The organism is Rhodospirillum sp. A1_3_36, from assembly GCF_047263945.1.
Taxonomy (GTDB): domain Bacteria; phylum Pseudomonadota; class Alphaproteobacteria; order Rhodospirillales; family Rhodospirillaceae; genus Rhodospirillum.
Genome location: NZ_JBLAVB010000020.1, coordinates 37,241 through 57,591 on the forward strand (window position 1 = coordinate 37,241; position 20,351 = coordinate 57,591).

General features: G+C 61.6%; 8 protein-coding genes. 4 read left to right on the top strand and 4 right to left on the bottom strand.

The window, feature by feature from the left end; genetic code table 11:
- Positions 1–3: 3 nt before the first annotated feature.
- The 4 genes from ACLIRY_RS23200 (at position 4) to ACLIRY_RS23215 (ending at position 8,295) form a co-directional block, all read left to right on the top strand.
- A complete protein-coding gene (locus tag ACLIRY_RS23200) occupies positions 4–1,086 on the top strand; it encodes a 2Fe-2S iron-sulfur cluster-binding protein (RefSeq protein WP_413207804.1) in 1,083 nt (360 codons plus the stop codon).
- A gap of 226 nt (positions 1,087–1,312) precedes the next feature.
- The gene (locus ACLIRY_RS23205; RefSeq protein WP_413207805.1) at positions 1,313–6,658 is read left to right on the top strand and encodes an SDR family NAD(P)-dependent oxidoreductase; all 5,346 of its coding nucleotides are present in this window, start codon (positions 1,313–1,315) and stop codon (positions 6,656–6,658) included.
- A 144-nt stretch (positions 6,659–6,802) separates the two neighbouring features.
- A complete protein-coding gene (locus ACLIRY_RS23210) occupies positions 6,803–7,087 on the top strand; it encodes an acyl carrier protein (protein WP_413207806.1) in 285 nt (94 codons plus the stop codon).
- Complete coding sequence (locus ACLIRY_RS23215; RefSeq protein WP_413207807.1) at positions 7,084–8,295, top strand: beta-ketoacyl-[acyl-carrier-protein] synthase family protein; 1,212 nt, start codon at positions 7,084–7,086, stop codon at positions 8,293–8,295. The genes ACLIRY_RS23210 and ACLIRY_RS23215 overlap by 4 nt, the downstream gene beginning before the upstream one ends.
- A gap of 28 nt (positions 8,296–8,323) precedes the next feature.
- On the opposite strand, the gene ACLIRY_RS23220 is transcribed toward ACLIRY_RS23215, so the two are convergent.
- From ACLIRY_RS23220 to ACLIRY_RS23235, 4 genes are all read right to left on the bottom strand, one after another.
- Positions 8,324–10,837: a hypothetical protein gene (locus ACLIRY_RS23220; RefSeq protein WP_413207808.1), complete on the bottom strand. Its 2,514-nt coding sequence runs from the start codon at positions 10,835–10,837 to the stop codon at positions 8,324–8,326.
- 345 nt (positions 10,838–11,182) lie between these two features.
- Complete coding sequence (locus ACLIRY_RS23225) at positions 11,183–12,580, bottom strand: hypothetical protein (RefSeq protein WP_413207809.1); 1,398 nt, start codon at positions 12,578–12,580, stop codon at positions 11,183–11,185.
- 63 nt (positions 12,581–12,643) lie between these two features.
- Positions 12,644–13,996, bottom strand: a complete 1,353-nt coding sequence (locus tag ACLIRY_RS23230; RefSeq protein ID WP_413207810.1) for a hypothetical protein — start codon at positions 13,994–13,996, stop codon at positions 12,644–12,646.
- A 105-nt stretch (positions 13,997–14,101) separates the two neighbouring features.
- On the bottom strand, positions 14,102–20,002 hold the full coding sequence (locus ACLIRY_RS23235; RefSeq protein WP_413207811.1) for a hypothetical protein: 5,901 nt from the start codon (positions 20,000–20,002) through the stop codon (positions 14,102–14,104).
- Positions 20,003–20,351 lie beyond the last annotated feature (349 nt).

The following is a 20,351-nucleotide window of genomic DNA, read 5'->3' on the forward strand; positions in this document are numbered from 1 at the left end:
GTCATGACGCAAAGCGACCTCACAGCATCCGAGGATGCTGCGATTTGGCGAGACAGCGAGGAGTTGGAATGCTGCGCGGTCGTCCCCGAGGCACCGAACGTGGCGACATTCGGTTTTGTCTCCCCAAGCGGCGCCTTTTTCAAATATGAACCCGGACAGTTCCTCACTTTGAAACTGCCCGTTCCAGGCAACGTTGTTTGGCGTACTTACACGATTTCTTCTTCTCCGTCTCGACCCTTGTCGATCTCTGTGACGGTGAAAGCGCAGGAGGGGAGCATCGGTACGCGCTGGATGCTGGACCACTTGAAACCTGGCATGCGTCTTCGCGCCAAAGGGCCAGCTGGCCTTTTCACTCTTCCGACCAAGGAGAGAAAAAAGTACCTGTTCATCTCGGCGGGGTCAGGTGTCACCCCGATGCTGTCGATGACGACTTACCTTTTCGACCGGGGAATCGGTCTTGACGTGGTCATCATCCATTGCGCCCAGCGCCCTGTGGATATCATCGGGCGACAGAATTTGGAGCAGATGGCCTCTCGGGTGCCGTCCTTGAAGCTTCATTTTATTGTCGAGGAAGATGATCCGTTCCAGGTGTGGACGGGTTTCCGTGGACGTCTCAACCAGATCATGATTGGCCTGATCGCCGGTGACTATTTGGAGCGCGAAGTCTACTGCTGTGGGCCTGAACCGTTTATGGACGCGGTGCGCGAGATGCTCATTGGCCTCGGCTATGACATGGAATGCTACCATCAAGAGAGCTTCTCCGCACCGGTGAAGACGGAATCCGACCTGGAGGAGCCCGGCGATCTGGTTCCCGATGAGTCTTCTTTGGCGAGGATTTTCTTCACCAACTCGAACGTCAGCGCCGAATGCACCCAAACCGACACGGTCCTGGCCGTGGCCAAGGCTTCGGGTCTCAACATCCCGTCGGGATGTACCTTTGGTGTCTGTGGAACGTGCAAGGTCCACAAGAGGTCCGGTCAGGTCCACATGGTCCACAACGGCGGCATTTCGCAAGACGACATCGAGGACGGGTATATTTTAGCTTGCTGTTCCAAGCCGATTGGCGACGTCGAAGTGGAAATCTGAGCGGCGGTTGCCAGTATGGGAGTGATCTGTAAAAGTTTAGACCAAACCTGATGATTTGATACAGTGGCAGGGGTATGCCGTTGGAGGGGCTCCTGTAGGGGAGGCCCGCCGGGGCGGACCGAAAGGGTCTCTTCAACGGCGGTCATCTGGAGAGATCCGCCATGGAAAGACCGGACCCCACCCCAAAGGCGAGCTTTTATCGTCTTTAACCATCTGTGGGGAAAGCATGTCGCTGATCGCCATCATCGGATTTCACGGTCGGTTTCCCGGTGACAGGTCTTCTTCCGTCGCCTTTTTCCAGGGGTTACGAGAAGGGGCCAATTTTGTTCGACCGGTTCCTGCGGATCGATGGTCGGGAGCCCGTTTTGTCACCGAGGACCGAGCAGCGGGCAAGACACCCACTGGCGCAGGCGCCTTCATCGACTATGACTACCAGGGGTTCGATCCGGACGTCTTTTCCTATGCACCGGAGGAAATCGCCCACCTCGATCCGCAGCAACGGTTGGTGCTGGAGGTCGCCTGGGAAGCTCTGGAGCAGGCGGCGGTCGACCCCCGCGCCCTCGCGGGACAGGCCGTGGGGGCCTATGTGGGCGGGTTTACCTCCGACCATCTGTTGAATCAGTTCTCCGCTCAGGCGCGGGGAGCGCTTGAGCGCCATTCCGCGACCGGCTCGACCCTGGCCATGCTCGCCAACCGTCTGTCCCATGCTTTGGATCTTCGGGGCCCCAGTGTCACGGTGGACACGGCCTGCGCGTCCAGTCTGACCGCCCTGGACATGGCGGTTCGGGATCTCCGTTCGGGTGCCTGTTGCATGGCCCTGGTGGGGGGCGTGAACTTCATGCTCCGACCCGAGGTTCAGATCGGTATGTCCAAGGCTGGGCTTCTCGCGAAGGACGGCCGCTCCAAGCCCTTTTCCAACCGCGCCGACGGGTACGGACGAGGAGAGGGCTGCGGCATGCTGGTGCTGAAGCCCCTTCACGCTGCCCGGACCGATGGCGACCGCATTTGGGCGGTGGTCGAGGGGAGTGGCTGCGCGCATGGGGGGCGAACGGCGGGGATTTCGCTCCCCAACGGCGGGGCGCAGGAGGCGCTGATGCGTCGGGTTCTCGCCGAAGCGGGGCTGACATCGGACGACATCGGGTACTTGGAAGCCCATGGCACCGGAACCGCCCGGGGGGACGAGATCGAAGCCCGGTCCATCGGCGCCGTCCATGGCCGGGGGCTTCGGGAAACACCGCTGCCCATCGGCTCCATGAAGGCGAACATCGGCCATCTGGAGGCCGCAGCGGGCGTGGCGTCCGTGATCAAGGCGTTGATGATCCTGGAGACAGGCCTTGTTCCCCCCCATGTCTTGGTCGGCCAGCCTAATCCGGACATTCCTTTCGAGGCGCTGAACCTCCGCCTGCCTCGGGAGGAGGAGGGGCTGGTGGGGCGTCGGGTGGCGATCAACGCCTTTGGCTATGGGGGCGCCAATGCCCATGTGATCCTGCGGGCACCAACGGAAAAAGAGCGGGACGCTCCGATCGTCACCCCGCCGGAAGACCCTTCGATCCTGGTCCCACTGGCCGCCCAGTCGCCGGACGTCTTGCGCGACTGGCTGGGGCGTCTCGCCGCGCGGGTGGAAGAGGGGGTGGGGCCCGCTGATCTGGTTTATACCCTGGCCCGTCGGGGGCATGGCGCCTGTCGGGCGTCCTTCTGGACCGGGCGCTCGACCCCGTCCGCCATCCTGGCGGCCCGGATCCGTGCGGTCCGGGATAGGGTTCCGGATCGTCGCGGCGCCGCTTTGTCGGCAGAAGGGGGGCGGGTTCTCTATATTTTCTCCGGCATGGGCCCCCAATGGCCGGGCATGGGTCAGGTTCTATGGGACCGGGAGCCGGTCTTTCGCCGGACCCTGGAGGAGATCGCGGCGTTGCTCGATCCCTTGTCGGGGTTTTCCCTGATCGAAGCCTTGACGCGCCAGGGGGAGAGGCAGGGGGAGGAAGCCGGGGGGTGGTCCTGTCGCTTTGCCCAGCCCGCCAATTTCGCCTTTCAGGTGGGGCTGGTCCGATTGCTGGCCAGTCGGGGAGTGGAGCCCGACCTTTGTCTCGGGCATTCCGCGGGCGAAGTGGCTGCAGCCCACCTCGCCGGGCATCTCTCCCTGGAGCAGGCTGTGGCTTTGTGTTGGGCTCGATCCGTGTCCCAGGACAGCCGGTCAGGTGGAGGCGGGATGCTGGCGGTCAAGGTGACCGAAGACCGGGCGCGGGAGATGGTGACCCGCGTGCCAGGCCTGGAGATTGCCGCCTTGAACGCCCGATCATCCGTGACCGTGACGGGCGGTCGGGCGGCCCTGACCATGGCGTCTGCGCTTTTGGAAGAGCAGGGGATAGCCTATCGGCGATTGCCCGGCGACATCGCCTACCACGGCGCGGACATGGACCCCATCCGGGATAGCCTACTCGAGCGTCTGGCGGGTTTGACGCCCGCCGTGCCCACCTGTCCGTTGGTATCGACGGTCACCGGACAACCTGTTACTGGACTTGGCACCGACCTCATGGATGCCGCCTACTGGTGGAGGAACGTCCGATCGCCCGTGCGCTTTCGGGATGCCTTGGAGCGGGCTTTCGCTCTGGGTGTCACCCACTGTTTGGAGATCGGTGCCAAGCCCGTGCTGGAGGGGGCCATCCGGGAGGCGGCTGGGGAGCAGGCGCGCAAGATCACGGTTCTGTCCGTATTGGATGGGGGAGGGAGCGGGGGAGGGAGCGGGAGAGGGAGAGGGAGAGGGGATGATCAGTGGTCCGTTCAGGCGGCTCTGGCAGGAGTCTTCGAAAGCGGTGGCGCTATTGACTTGCGGCGGATGGTTCCCGAGGGGCGGCTGATTCCTCTGCCGGGAGCGGGATGGTGTCGCGAGCACTTTTGGCACGAGGCGGATGTCCAGGCCCTGGACCGGTTGGGCGATGCGGGGGGATCGCCCTGGGCTGAGCCTGGCCCTATCCCCGGACGATGGACCACCGATCTGAACCGGCAGGATTTCGCCTTTTTGACCGACCATCGGCTCGAAGGGGCCTCGGTTCTTGCCGGAGCAGCGGCGCTGGAAGCTGCTGTCCAGACGGCGCAGGCGGCCAGGGAGGGCTGCCGGAAGGACGATGCGGCGCTCGCCCTGGTGGATATCCGTTTCCACAGGACCTTTCCCTTGGATCGGCGTGTGGCGGCTGTCCTGGATGGGCGATGCCTGGGCGATGCCCTGGACGTCCTGGCCTATGATCCGGTCCATCCAAGGGGAGCGGTTCGTGTCCTCTCCGCCGGGATCCAATCGCCTCAGGCCCAACCCGTGGCTCGGTCCATTGTGGAGTTGGCCGCCCGGGCACCCCACCCCCTGGATCTGAACCGCCACCGGGCGGAGCTCGCCGCTCTCGGGCTGGCGCATGGCCCGGCGTTCCAGGTGCTCCGGGGCCTTTCCGTGGCATCCGACGGCTCGGCCGTTCTCGCCCAATTGAGCGCCAACCGGGCCGTCTGGAAAGGGGAGGCCCACCAATTGCCGCCCTGCCTGATCGACGGCGTGTTTCAGGCTGCATTGGCACTGGTGGTGGCTTCCGGCCCCCTGGTCCCCCTATCCATGGATGCCTATCGGCTTTACGCGCCACTGCCCGCCCACCTTTGGGCTTGGATTACCCTTTCGGATAAGGCCGACGGAGAGGGGGGGCTCGCCGTAGACGCCCTGCTGTTGGATGGGACGGGGGGCTGTCTGGCCTGCTTGGAGGGCATTGTGGCCAAGCCCTTGAAGCCCACTTTGGATCCACCACCCCTCCCCGGCCTTTCCCTTGTTGAGCGCTGGGTGGAGGCTGAGCGCGTGGAGCAGGGGCCGATAGGGGGATCCGTCGCGGTACTGGGGCCAGAAGGCGCGGATCTGGCTGGGCTTCGAGCGGCCCTGGGGCGGGGGGGCCTCAAGGTGGTTGGTCCGGAGGAGGAGGGGGATGTCCGGGCCACGGTGGTCTTGGTCACGGCGGAGAGCGACCTGTTGGCGGAGGAGCTTCCCCGGATCCGGGATCTCTGTGTCCAGGGACGGCGGGGACGGGTCTATCTGATCACCCGGAACGGCCAAGCCGTTTTGCCGGGGGAGGGCAGGGTTCGGCCCGCCCAGACGGCGGTCTGGGGTTTGGGGCGGGTGTTGTACAACGAAATCCCGGAGACCGCGACGACGCTGATCGACAGGACGGAAGAGATGGGCTGGGCCGATGCGGTCGCCCGGGAAATCTGCGGTGGATCCCGGAGCTCCGAAGTGGCCTTCCGGTCTGGGCGTCGTCTGGTTCCGCGCCTGTCTCCCTTGGCCCTTGGTGGTGCCGGTCATGGTACACGACAGGCGGGGCTTTCCCGTCACGGGGCTTCGCCCCCAAATGGGTTTGGGCAATCGCCCCAAGAAGACGAGACACTGTCCTGTACTTTGGGTGCCGGTGGAGGAGCTCATGGGAAACCAAGGTTCCGTCGATCGCGGACCTATATGGTCACCGGAGGGTTGGGCGGTTTTGGTCGCTATCTGGTTCTCTGGTTGGCGCGGTCCGGGGCCGGGCGGATCCTGGTGACCAGTCGCGCCGCCGCCTCCCAGGCCCAGATGGCGCCCCTGGTCCGGGCGGTGGCAGCCCTGGGGGGGGAATTGACCGTGGCGCAGCTCGACCTGCTGGACGAGGGCGCGGTTCGGAATGTGATGGGGGGAATCACCGCCTCGGACCAGCCCCTTGCCGGGGTCTTTCATTGGGCGGGCATGATCCGGGATCGGTCCGCCAGGGAGATGACCCTGGAGGATTTTCGCCTGGTTCTTGAGCCCAAGGGAATGGGGGCTCTGGCCCTGCACCGGGCCAGTCTCGATCTGGCACCGGAGTTGGCGTATTTCGTCCTGGCGTCCTCGCTTTCTGCGGTCATCGGTACTCTGCGGCAGGCCAACTACGCCGCCGCGAATGCCTGGATGGACGGCTTGGCCTGGGCGCGCCGGAGCGCCGGGTTGCCCGCCCTGTCGGTGAATTTCGGTGCCGTTTCCGGGGGCGGCATGGCTGCGGATCCGGTGGTGGCGACCCATCTGAGAGCCGCCGGGCTGCCCCCCATGACGCCGGAGACCGCCTTGGCCGGTTTGGGCGCGGCTCTGGAGGCGGGAATCCCTCGGGTTTGCCTGACACAAGAGATCATTGGGGCGCGGTGGGCCCGCTATGATCCCCGTCGCGCGGCGACCGAGATGATGGACGACCTGTTGTTGGACCGGGACCGGCTTCAGGCGGGAGGAGAAGGGGATCTTCGCAGAGATCTGGGCAGAGATCTGGCCGTCCTAAGTGGCGGGCAGCGAACCCGTCGTTTGGCCGATCTTCTGCAACATCTGCTCGCCGAGGTTTTATCCTGTCCGGCGGCGCGTCTGCCCTTGGAAAGCCCCTTGGACAAGCTGGGGTTGGACTCCCTGGCCGCCATCCAGTTTCAGCTCGGCATAGAACGGGAGCTGGGGGCCGCCATCCCCATCACCAGGCTGATCGGAGGACAGAGTCTGCTGGAAGTGGCGACCCTGGTGGGCGAGGGCGTCGAGGTGGAAGCACAATCGAAACATGATTTTATATAGTAATGGTATTGTCTGCTGGTGGTTATAATTTTAAGGTGTTTTTTCGCCGGTTTTTTTCCGCGTCCGGCCTGGGACAACGTTAAGTGAACAAGGGATAACGTTAAGTGAAATGGCGGAGAACAACGGCAAACGGAAGAGATCCTCATGAGGGACGACCTCATCGCGGTGGTGGCGGATTTCGTGGATGTTGATCCTGCGGAATTGGACGATAGCATGACGCTTGAGGACCTCAAGATCGATTCACTGACCTTCGTCGAGATCATGTTTGAGGTGGAAGAGAAGTACGACGTTCCGGTCCTGAGCGAGATGCAGGGGCAGCGGCTGAACCTGCGTGACTTGGGAGACGTGCTGCGTATGACGGAGGCCCTGATCCGGAAGCAGCAGAATACCGCATCATCGGCGGGGATCGATGTCAGTGGGAACCAATGACCGAGGGCGCATCCGCAAGCCCCGGCGTTGTGGTTACCGGGGGTGGGGTGCTGTCCGGCCATGGGAGGGGGCGGGATGATTTCGAGGCGGGATTGTTCTCGGGTGTCTCGGCCATTCGCCCGATCACGGCCTTCGACCTCGACGGGTTTTCTTGTCGCTTTGGCGCCCAGGTGCCGGATTTCGATGGCGCGTCGCTGATCCGCAAATCGGATCGTCATCTCTACGACCGGGTCAGTCTGATGGCCATGGCCGCCGCCGACGAAGCCTTGGAACAGGCCGGTCTGAGCGCGGCGGAAATCGGACCAATTTGCGGGGTGATGATGGGCTCTGCCTTTGGTCCGGGAGAGTCCATTCAGGACTCCGTTCTGCGCTTTGATGGAAATCAGCGTCTGCGTCCTACGAGCATCGTCAAGATGATGCTGAACAGTCCCACCGCAGCTCTCTGCGCCCGGTATGGAGTGGAGCGGGCCTCCTCGGCCCATGTGACCGCCTGTGCGGCGTCCGGACATGCCATCGCCGCTGGGGTTCGGGCCATCCAGCGGGGGGACATGGATCTTTGCCTCGCCGGAGGGGTGGATGCCTTCCCCATTCAGGCGCTCTTTGCGGCCTGGGATGCCCTGGCGGTGATGACATCCGAAACGGACGAAGCCCGGGGGATCATGCGCCCCTTTGCGCCCGATCGGGCGGGATTCGTTATCGGCGAGGCGGCGACGGTGCTGGTTCTGGAGCGGAGGGATCGGGCCCTAGCCCGGGGGGCGCCGATCCTGGGTGAAGTTCTGGGCTCGGGGGCGGCGTCCGATACGCCCAACCTGACCAAACCCACCAGGAAGGGCATGGAACATGCCATGCGTTGGGCCTTGAAGGACGCGGGTTTGACGGTGGATGCCGTGGGGCATGTCAATGCCCATGGCACGGCGACGGCTTTGAATGATTCCCTGGAGTGGGAGGCCATCGAAGACCTGTTCGGCGAGCGGGCCTCCGCCTTGCCCATCAGTGCCTGCAAGGCTTCCTTCGGTCATTGCATGGGGGCGGGAAGCGCTACGGAGGCCCTGGCCACATTCCTGTCCCTCAACCGGGGAGAAGCGCCCTGTGCCGTGGGCACAGCGGGGACGCTTGGAACACGGTCTATGGATGCCCAGGTGGCCCTATCGAATTCCTTTGCCTTTGGTGGGCATTATGTCTCGTTGGTCCTGTCAAAAGGGTCTTGATGCCGAATGTGCCCGAAAAGGGATTCGGTCACAGTGGATTGCGTCGAGGCTGGGTCTTTCGGGACGTGAGCAGGGCCGCGTTCAGGCGCTCGGACAGGGCGGCCGGTGCCAAGCTGTCCAAGGGCGCGGATGAAAGACCCAAACGGTGACAGAGCGCCAATAGCTCCAGAACGATCACAAGGCGATGGAGCCCCGGATCCATAGGGCCACCATCTCGGTTTTTGGGGGGATCACTGTGGTGGAGGCGTCGGGCGGCGGTGACTGCGGTATCCAGGGTCACCAGATCCTCGGCCAGCCCTCTCCATTCCGGTTCGGCGGGGCGGGTGGCATCGGTCCAGATGGACCCCAGTGCGGATAGGAAAATGCCCGTGGGGTCCTGGGGGATGGTTCGCCCCGTGACCCAGGTCCGCGCCAATAGGCTTTTGGCTTCGTCCGCACGCCCTCTTATGGCGGCAAGGATAGCCCGGCTTTCCGCGTGGCATGCCTTGATCGCCAAAAATGCGTTCCATAATTGGCCTTCCGGGGTCTCTCCGGGCATTGGCCGGTGGTGGGGTGCTTCTGGATTCGGGTCGCTTGTCCAATGTCGTCCCATGGACAGCACTTCCGCCAGGAACGGCGCGAGGCCGGGCGTTTCGGCTAACCGGATGATGCGCTGCTCCAAGAGGGTCTCTGCGATCGACAGGGAGGTTTCCAGTGGGGCGATGGCCAGGGATCCCGGCAGACCTCGGAGGACCTCTCGAAAACCGGTCTCTTGTGTCTCAATCCGCCGTGCCGTGCCAGGGTCGGTGATGGGCGCGGTGAGCATGCCCAGCGCCCCTTCGAGTACATTTGACAGAGCCTCGAGAAGGCCGGGGGAAAGTGTCGTGTCCGGGGCTGTTTCCAGTCTCCCAACCCCCCAAGCCACTTGGTGGGCCCGATGGTGGAGTGTCTGAAGGCTCGGGTCCTGGGCCTTGGCCGTGACTTTGACGAGCCAGTCCGCGCATCGCCCCATGGGGCGGTTTGTCTCCGGTGAAAAGAGGGGCGGCTGAATGGCGTCCAGGAGGCGCAGATACCCCAGGAGCCCTGCAACATGGGGGAGGAGGATCGTGGGATCCGGCTCTTGTGGTGCTGCGAGTACGACCGGCTTGTTTTCCTTCCCAAGGCCGATCCAGGCCCCTTCCACCAGACAGGCGCGGGCCCCTCCCTGTCCCTTGAGGAGAAGGGCCCCGTCAATCGCTGGAAAGATCAGGTCCTCGGGCCCGGGGGAGCCATCGTCGATCATTCGCTCGGCCGCTCGGCCGGAGCCCGGATTGGTCGTGGTGAAGAGGGCGAGGCGGGGCTCGGGCCCCCCCGTGATCGCGCCGGGGGCCGATACATCAAGGGCCAGGGCCAGGGGGGGCGGATCAAGGGAAGGGGAGTGGGGGGTGGGGGAAGGGGAGTGGGGGTTGGGGGAAGGGAAGGCAGGACTTGGGCCTCCCAGGGCCGGAAGGCCAGCGCTGGCCAGGAGGGGAACCGGTTGGATGGCCCGGCGGTCCCTCCATCCCACCCGCTGCGCATGGGGGAAGCGCAGGGCCAGGGCGGCCCTTAGAAGGCGGCTCCAGGCGTCGGCCCGGTGGTCTTCCAGGTACAGGGCCTGACAGGCCAGGGTCACGCCGATGACGCTGGTCGCGGGCAGTCGATCCAGGGCCGCCGACCGGGCCTCCGGGGCTTGGGCCGCGCGGGCCAGGAGGTTGGGGCCACCGCTGGCGTCGTTCTGGATATCGTACCACAGGGGGTGAGTGACGATCTCATGACTCTCCGGGCCGGGTGTCGCGGTGAGGATGGGGCTGGCCGCCACAGTCCAGGGAGCACGGGTGAAGGGGATCATGCCATGGGCGATCGCCCCTTGGAGGGGAGCGTCGGCTGGTGGCAGGGTCTCGCGCAGGGCGGGGAGCAGATCGTTCCGGACCGCGAAAACCTGGAACAGCTGTTCTCCGTAGGTCAGAGAGCGCACCACATGGGTGCCGAAATCCTGAAAATAGCTGAGATAGCGGGCGGCTTGTCGGGCTGTGACATCACCGTGGAATTCGTGGCCTTCCTGGCGCAACTCATCCACTCTAAGGCGGGCCAGGGCCCTGCGCCCCTCCGCAGTCAGCCAGCGCAGGATCCGATGCTTGCGGTTCAGGCCTTCCCATTCGGGCGTGTAATAGAGGGTGCCGCGCCGTCCTCTTAGACGCGCCAGCAAAAAGGCTGCCGCCGGTCGTTCTGTGAGGTCGAGGCTCAGGCGTGCGCCCAGGGTGGCCAGGGCATGGGGGTCCATGACCGTTCCGGCGCCTAGGGAAAGGGGACCGTCCAAGCCGACCATGGGGATCACGGAAATGTCCAGAATATGGTTCACCAGATCCTGGGGCGTGTCATGCAGGGTAAGGGTCGGTTCCTCCCAAACCACGGGACCGCTGGGTGGCGTGGAGGCCTCGGCGATCACGGGCCGGTTCGGGGGGACCCGCCAGGGTGGGGTCGGTCCGGGAAAATGGGATTCGAGACCCGCCAGGAGGTTGACGGGATCGCCTAGGTTGATGGTCAAGCCTGTCTCCGCATGCTCTAATCATATGATTCTATACACCATTTCCGCGAAAATCGGGAAACTATGCTTCGCAGTTTCTGGGCTTTGCCCAGACCCGCAAAGGGTCACGGACCCTTTGATCCCAAATGGGGGTCCGGGGCCTCAGGCCCCGGTGGGGGACGGGGCAAAGCCCCGTGACGGGAGAGGCCCGACTGCCGTGTACCCTGGGGCGGTTTGATCTAGAGCAAATCCCGAGCAATCTGGAACAGATTGCGACGGGCGGAACGCACGCCGTAGGCATGACGATTTGCTTCAATATCAGAAACTTAGAGCATGTTGCGTGAATCACATTTCACGCAACATGCTCTAAGTTGGTTGGAAGGTGCCGACGATGACCAGATCGGTGGGGACCTCCACCACGTCCATCTTCATCAGATTCCCGGGAAACAAGACGCTGCGTAGCGCGAAATAGGAAACGGGGCCGAAGGAAATGCCCGCCATAGCCGCCGCGAAGTCGTCGTTGAGGATGGACTTCAGTTTGTCATTGATGGTGCTCGATGCCCCGCCGGTGACGTTGACGACGGGGGGCTGGGGCGTTATGCGGATCGTCTGGGATTCTCCGCTGCCCGACAGGCTGACGGGATTGTCCGCGTTGACGGTGATCGTGTTGCCGATGTTGCCGCTGGGCGTGATCGATTGGTACAGGTGGAAGCCGTTCTTTGCCGTTCCAGAGTAGGTCCCGCCCAAGTATAGGGAGTAGGTGACCGTATGGCGGTTGCAGCAACTCCCATAGCTGAACGAGCCTGAAAAATGCATTTGTGGGGCGATATAGGCGGTATAGCCCGCCGTTGGGGATTGGCTTTGGGGATAGAGGTTAAAGGGCTTGCCCGCGTTGTTGAATCCGTCGCACAGAATATCCTTGAAGGTGATCCGCGAATTGATCATCAACGAACAACTGTAGCCGTCGGCCGTGGGCACCGGTTCCAGGACGATGGGGTCGCTTCGGCCGGAGGTGCCGTTGGTGACGATCAGGATCTGGACGATGATGTTGCCGGAGTTGGTCTTCAAAACCTTGAATTGGAATTTCGTGGGAGTGAGGGAGGGGTCGGAATTGCCGGAGAAGCTCAGCGAGGCCACCTGATATTGGACCCCATGGGTCATGAACCAGCTTTTAATCTGGTCGGACAACTGCTGGGACGAGACGTTCTCGATGGTCACGTTGTTGGCTGTGAACGCGCCATTGGCGAAGTCTAACACCACCGTATGGGTATTCTGATCCTGGTCGACGACGCCGGTCACCGTAGTCAGTTGCACGACCGCCGTCATGCTGGGATGGTTGCCCAGGTCGATCGAATGGCGCTGGCCCCATTGGACGCGGCTGTCATTGGCCACGCATCCGCAGGAGTCGGGATCGAAACCGGCCGAGGCGGGAAGGCTGCCCGTGCGGGTGGAGCCGGACAGGATGGCTTGGGTGACGGTCACCGTGTTCGATCCGCCCGTGAACTCGAAGTGCGGGGGACCCAGGGTAAACGAAAAATCCGTGACGACGGAATAGTCGCCATGGGGATTGGGAAGGCGAGGGCCACAGAAAATTCGGGAAATCGTCATCTCGCCGCTATGCCCGGTCATCTGGTCGAACTGGGCTTGGAAGAAGGTGTTGATGGAGGATTCCAGGAGGTTCAGGACCGCGTCCCACCCATTCAGAACTTCCTTGTCCTGCGCCATTTGACCCAGCAGGTAACTGAGAGTTGGGCTATTCGACATGCTGTTCCCTTTCGGTGGACAGGGTGGGGGCGGGATCTGTGGGGCCAGGACGATAGGGGCAGGTCAGGGTGTGGGCTCGAGATGACCGGCGATGACAAGCTCGGCGGGCAGGGCGGAGATCTCGAACCGGGGCCTGTGGCCGGTCAGGACCATGTCTCGCAGCAGAAAGTCACTGATCGCGGTCATCTGGACCCGGGTCATGTCGCTCCGGATCTGGCCTGTCAGGAAGTTTTCCAACTGGGGTTTGACGATGTTCTCGTAGAAGCCTTCGCCGTTGATCGATTGCCCACCTTCGCTGAGACCAACACGTTGGTCTGCGCCGGTCCCGCTGATCGCCGTGGGGTAATGGGCGGCGATCTCCAGGTGAAGGTGGACGGAGGACGCCGGGTCGGTGAAGGTGAACAACCTGAGTCCCTGGTCCGGGGAGCCGCCGAACCGCAGATATTGTTCCGACCGGTCGGTGACGAAGATTTGACCGTCTTCCGTGCCGAAGGTCCCTTCGAAAATCATCGGCTCATGAATTTGGGCGAACCAATGGGCGTCACCGCTGGAGGGCGCCATGGAAACCAACTTGATCTCCCCGGTACCCTGGTTGTAGCCGCTGACGATCATTGCCATGGTCGATTTCGAGGAGACCAGGACGCTGAAATCATAGCCATCGGGATGCGGGATGGCTCGTCCCGCACCTTCGACTGGTGCGTCGGGGGTCAAGCCCGCGAGAATCTGTAGAACCGGGTCCCCTGCCACGGAACGCCCCATGCGGGTGGAGACAGCGTCCGGTGCGATTCTCGAGACGGTGGCGCTTTTGTTGGCGCGAGCGAAAGATGCGATCTGGCCCGTCAGGTTTTGGGCCGACAGCCACTGCGTCAAGGGTTGTGCCACCGTGTGACTGGACAGTCCGCCTTCATCGGCGCTGGTCAAGGTCAAGCCATTCGCTGAAATATCCAGGGCAATGGCGAAACGCTGGCCATCCGGCGTGGGGCGCACCACCAAGGGCATGGCACCCGCCAATCGGAGCGGGTTTTGGCTTGTGATGTCCACGGGGTTGGACCAGGACACATCATTGGTTTGCAGGAGCATCTGGGCATCTGGCATATGTGCGGCCCGTTCCGCAGACACCTTGCCGATCCGCAGGACACCAGTGTCGATGCCGTAGGTCAGAGTGACAACAGAGGCGCTATCGTCCAACGCGACGGTGGGGGAGGAAAGGTCCGTGCGGACCTCCAGAATATCATGTTGGCCGTCGACCTGGGTCGGAGCCAGCCAAGTCAATCCGCGCTCCTTGGCCTTTCCAGTTCCCCCCTCCCAATTGCTCAAGAGCAGGGATTGGACGGCGTTTTGGGACAGATTGAGCGCCAGATCCCACCCCTCGGGTACGGCGGGTGTCTCGGACATCGCCTTGAGAAGGTCGTCCATGGGGAAGGTCCTTTGGCGCGAAAAGGGGAAACGGGGGCAGAGCCGTAAGGGCGAAAATGAAGGAACCGCCGGAAGGCTCCGGCGGCCCGATAAGGTGGGGCAAGGTTATTTGCCTTTGGTGCTCGGATATCCCGGAAGCAACAGGGCGACGTTTTGCGGTGCCTTGTCCGCGTCGGATTGATAAACGGTTGCGATCACGAAGGGACTAATCTTGCCGGTTTCAATGTTCACGTCATAGGTCACCTGCCCCCCGAGGGAGGAATCCACGGGGCCGTAGGTTACCTGGAAGGATGCGGGCATGTTGGATTTGGTCACGCTGTTGACGGTGGTCCCATTCTGGAAGTCCTGGCCACCGAAGCTTCCCTTCGCGTTGGCGGCTGCGGGGATCGTGATGGTGTATTTGCCATTCGGGCTCTTCTTCCTGACCTGCGCGAGGAAGCGGCCCACCACCAGGGAGTCTCCGGGGACCTTGGCCGTGGACATGGCGATCAGCTGTCCTGCAGGGAACAAAAGGCTTTGCAGGGCCATGACAGACAGAGGCTTGAAGCTGATCTGTTGCATGTTCGCCTGTAACTGCTCGGGAATAGAGTCCGAGAGCGCTGACATGAGGGCAATTTTTACATCGTTGTTATTACACTCACAGGCGCCTGTCGGTTTCAGCTCGCTGGACTTGTCCACCTTTACTTCGGGATTGGTCGTCGAGAATTTGATCAACTGGTCGCCCCCCTGGTCGAACACCTCCAAGGGATAGGTGCCGTTCATGGTGACGTAGGCCATGGCCGAGGCATCTTGCCATTCGGTCCAGTAGTAGCGTCCAGGTATGTAACCCCCGCCGGGCATGCTCATGCCGGGCGAGTAGAGATATTGCCGGTATTGGAAGTCCACGTTGGTTCCGCCCGTGGGGCCATCGGCTCCGGTGGCTTCGCCGTTGGAGTAGTAAAGAGCGACACCTTCCGTTGCCGTCCGGGTGTAGGTCAGGCCGGAAATGTCCCAGGACAGATCGTTGGAACTGGCTGAGATCCGGAATTCGGTCTTGGTGCCGTTCACTTGATAGCTGTCTTTGAAGGGGACAGGCGCGGTAACCATGCCGGTTTTCATCCTGGCGCTCCAGGCTTGGTAGTTCGTGCCGGGAGCGACGGCGTCCACCATGAAATTCGTGCTGCCCCTGTTGAAGCTGTTGACGAACACATGCTGGAAGGTCAGTTGCGAACTGATCATCAGCGAGACCATGAAGTCGCTTATCCCCGCGACGGGTCCGGCTGGATTGTAGGCGACCGGTTCGGTCAGAGTCAGGGATTGGGAACTCTGGGGCTTCCCACTTGTGGCGATCAACAGTTGCAGGACGTTGTTGCCCGCCTGGGTCGTCAGCCCGTGCAGCACGAATTGTGTTGGTGTCAACGCTTTATCTGCTGCGAGGTCTGTGGTGTTGATGGTCTGAACGTCGAAGCGAATCTCGTTCTGACTGTAGTAATTGGCAATCGCGTTGGAAATCCGGGATGCGTCGCCACTGGGGTCCCAGTTCTTCGGTTCCACCGTGATGTCCTTCAGGACGAAGGATCCACTGGGGAAATCCAGGGTGACGGTCAAGGTGTCCTCAGCGTTGCCCTGGTCGTCTGGCGGGGCCACCACGCCCCGAATGGTGCTGAGCTGTACGTTGGCGTGGATGTAGGGGGACTTGCTTGTATCCACCACGGAGGGCGATGCCCAATTCACTTCCAAGGTCAGGGTTTGGGTGCCACTGCCCGCGTCGGTGACCGAAATGGCGTCCTTGCCTGCGGTATCGGCGGTTAGCTTGATCCGGGTTTCGGTTCCGGTGCTGCTCCAGCTCGCGACATAGTACTCGTTGGTATAGGCGCTGGGATCGCCTGGTTTGAGCGGGGCGGGCAGGGTGCCCGTGGTGCTCAGGAAGATCCCTCCCATCCCCAACCCGAGGACGTTGCCCTGGGCGATCACCAGTTCGCCCGTTGCCGTATCCGCCGTGAAGGTAAGAGGACCGTCGGGCAGATAGGCCTCGCCGGGCAGGAAGGTGCTGCTGCTTGTCTTGTTGTCGCCGGTGACATCGACCGTGCCGACCACGACATTGCCGCCTTTGATGTACTGCTGGATCTCGGCCTGATCAGACCCGGCGATGAATTGCAGCAGGGGGTTCGTGACCTCGAAGTTGAACTTGGTGATCGTGGCGGACCAAAACCCGCGACCAATGGGCGCTGGCGTGCCGAAGTAGGATTCCTCGATCTTCATCAGACCACTGTCATCGCCTGGCCGCAGAGTCTTCAGATAGGCCTGGAATTGTTGGTTCAGGAAGGCGTTGACCGGGTTGGAGAGCATGCTGAAGGCCGCGTCCCACCCCTGGAGGACGGCCTGATTCTGATACATCTGGCCTTCCAGATAGCTCAGGCTGGGCTCCGATCTCGTGTCCATGGCGACAAGGGTCTGGGCGAGGCCCATGGGAGGCTTGGCCTTCAACATGGCGGTCATGGGCTCGACCCTGTTGGCCGCGAGGGCGCGTTGCATGGTCGCTTTCAGCGAGGCCATTGGATCGTTGTAGATCGCGGTAATGTGGAACTCGAGCTCGATATCCACCAAAAGGTCATCGAAGGTGATGCCCGCGTTGGTGCTCTTCGCCGGGAAGCTGATGCTCCAGTCGGTGAAGGGGGTGATGTGGGTCACATTATCCGCGAAGACGCCTTTCTCACCACCGAACTTCAGGGCGCCGGTCTTCACGTCGTAGACGAAGGGGCCGAAAAACCGTTGGGTGCTGGCGAAGGTTCGGGTTTGGCGTTCCGGATCCCGGTCCATGAAGGGATGGGCCTGGGTGCTCAACTCGATCTCGAATTGATCGCTGTCCGTCGATTTGACCCCTTTGATTCGGGGAAGGATCTTGTCGATGCGGACCATGACGTAGTTGATGAAGGCTGGGGTGGAGGCTGACACGGAGAAGCGCTTGAACCGTCCACCGGTCAGTTCCTTGTGGGGAATGGATGGGATCGTGATCGTGATCGGGTCCGGGACCGGTCGGGGTGGGGGATTCAATCGCTGAATGGCGTTGATAATGCTGGCGTCCTGAGCGGAGATCACTCCCAATAATGCGCCCAGGGAGAAAGAGGTGATCGACGCCGGTTCGCCGAAATAGGTGAACTGCAGGGCACCATTCTGGTTTTCCAGCACGCGCGCCAGCGTGCTCAGGACCTGTTTCAACTGGAATTGCAATTGGCCGGTCATACCGATCAGGTCCACCTTGGCCAAGTTCGGCCCCACTACGGGGTCGGTCAGGTTCAAGGCATTGCCCAGGGCGGACATGCTGCTCTGTTGTTGGCTGTTGATGGTCTTCAGACGCTGCTTGTTGCTGATTTCGACCAGCAATTGACTGGCCTCGGTCTGGGCGGTCAAAAGCCCCGTGCCAACGATCACAAGGTTCTTCGTGGCGGCGATCAGATCTGCCTTGTCCTGTTGCAGCTTGCCGTTGGTTGGGACGTTGGTCAGCGCGGCTTCCACGTTGTTGGGAACCATCTGAAGGTCCACGAGGCTGGGCATTTGCATGGTACCCGCTTCGGAGGCCGCCTGAATGGAGTTCGCCAAGCTGTTCAGCTTGCCGATGTCGTTGGTGACCTTCTCGATGACGCTGAGTTGGCTGAGGACCTTCATGACGGATTGCAGTTTGTCGAAAACGTCTTTCAGCGCTTTCAGGGCATCCAGTACGCCCTTTTCTGCCGCGCCCGGAATACCTGCGAAGGCCATGCCCAGGCTGAACAAACCGGTGACGATGCTCATCGTCGCTTTGAAGACTTCATCCTTCTCGTACTCGACGTAGTCCTTCTCGAACTTTTGGACAATGCCCGGCGGGGAGCCAAGATTGCTGATCAGCTTCTGTTGCTGGGTTAGTTGTCCCTGCAAGTGGACGATATTTTCGAGCGTTTTGTTCAGTTGGGACGTTAGTTGAGCGATGATGCCATCGTAGTATTTGTCGATGGATCCTCTACCGTCTGCGAGGGCCTTGAAATATTGGGTGAGGACGTTTCCAATGGATTGAACATTCTTGTTTACCGCCGCGATGGAGTTCATCGTTTGAAACTTGGCGGTCGTGGTCATCAGCTGTGACTGATAGGTGGCAATCTGTCCGTTCAGGAAAGAGGCTTGGTTCACCAAATCGCCAACATATTTGGAATAGGTGTCGTAGGTGACGTAGGGCACGAAGACCGTGTCCATACCGAAATCGGCGATGGAGTTGACCAGATAGAGGGCGCGTACCCGGGCGTTAGACAGCACTTCGTTGGTGGTATTGGACGGAATAATGTTGGCGAGCCATTGCAGGTAGCTCAGTTCCAATTGCTTGACGGTGTCGGCGCCGGGCCCCTGGGATTGCAACAGGGCTTCGCCGGCGACAACCGAGAATTCTACACTTTGGGAATGGGTGATCAGGATCTCTTCGCTGGGCGGGGTGGTCAGGACACCGACCAGATCCACGGTATATCGTTTGGTGCCGCGGTCCACGGTGGAGGGTGTTTCCATCAGGATGCCGTCCAACGCGGTTCGGCGCGAGACGGGAGATGGGTCTGTCCCACTCTGGAAAATCAGGGCGCCATACATGTTTTCGCAAGACAGGGTCATGGTCCGCAGTCCCTTGTCGCTCATGGACAGGACCGGAGTCTGAGCCGCCTGGGTGGTGTCGATGATCTGCGACACCATCGTGATCTGGTTCGTCGGGATGGCGATGGGGTCGGCCCCCGTGGCGGATGTCGCCTGGAGGACCTGGGAGAAAGAAGTGAAGCTGACCATGGGATAGGCTTCGCCGATGATATCGGCGCCCATCATCTTGACCTTCGCCAAGTCAATGCGTTCCTGGTAGATGTCGATGACGGGGGTGACTATGCCCGACGCCCAGGAATCCGTGGTCTGCGGGAAGATGCTCGACCAGTCATAGTCTAATGGGCGCCGCAGGGGGATAACCACAGCGTTTCCGTACTTCTGCATCAACCCTCCGGCCACGATCCGATCCCAGGGACCTTCGACCAGGGCATTGGGAAGCAATTCGGCCAAGGGGGTCAGTTGGCAGGCATAGGTGACCTCCATCTTCAGTGCTGCGAGCAGACCGTAGTTCCGGACGGGAGCGAAGATGCTGGGCGTGCCGTCGGGGACATAGCCGTTGGCCCAATCCCCATTTTGAATCGCCGCAACCAGGGTGGGATCACGGGCAATCGTGGTCAATGCGCCATAGGCCGTGACGTAGCCGCCCGAACTCGTGGGGCTGGTATAGACTTCCCAACTGTTCGCCAGGAGTCCCGAGACCGCTTTCGTTCCGTCGGGTTGCGCGGTGGCTGCGTGATTGAACTGTGTCCGCAGGATCTCGAACATGTCGTCGTCATAGACGAAGACCTGCACGAGTTTGTCGCCGGTCCGGGTCCTGGACACGAAATGGGTGCCCAGTTCCGACATGGCGGCCAGATATTTTCTCGCGTCATCCAGGGTCAGTTTGCTGTCGTAGAGGGGAGATCCCGAGACCGGCGGCTCGGCGGGGGGCAGGGCGTCGATGACGGCCAGTGCCTCCGGGGTCAAGATATCTCCGCGAGCGCGGGAGGCATTGCCGTCCGAGTAGTCTCCCGTGGTTGTCGAAGCGCACCGTTCGTAGGTGACGAGCATGTAGTTGCCCGTTTCGGACAAGTCGAGGCCCAGGAAGTCCTCCGCAGCACGCAGGGCCGAAGCCGCGTCGGCGTCGTTCAGGGCCAAGGGGCCGGAGGGAATGTCGATGGTCTGGGGGTCGTTGGAGACCGGTAGCACGTCATAATCGTAGATTGTCGACAGCAGGGATTGGGCCGACGGGTGAAGGGTGATCACCGGTGTGGAGACCCAGAGTTGGAAATCCGAAGGTGTCGTTGCTGGGTTCTGGGGGCGGAGCGGCTGCTGGGCTGGCAGGAAGAAGGGCGAAGCCACGTCTCCATTCGGGTTCCAAACAGGATGATAACCAAACATTAGATTGGCCGAGGTACCGATGGTGATCGCGTGAACCATTATCGACTCCGTTGTTGAAACCGTTTTTTTTGAAACTGCGGCAGCCCATGATCGACGTTCCGCGTGCGACACGGCGATGGTACTAAAGATACGGGCCTTTTCAAAATAAGGTCAATCAATAGTTGTCTTGAGTGATTAAAAATTTTTCTTCTTATGTTATAATATTTACAGGTGTATTTATGCCCATGGATAATGTGGGTCGCACTGGCGGTAGGTGGCGTCCTAGCATTACAGTTGCATTTTTTAATGATCTCTGACTCTATGAGTTTCCATGATTCGGAGGTCATGGATGACGGGTGCATCGATTGAGGCGACGCTTGAGCTTTGGGCGTCTTCGCTACGAGCAGTG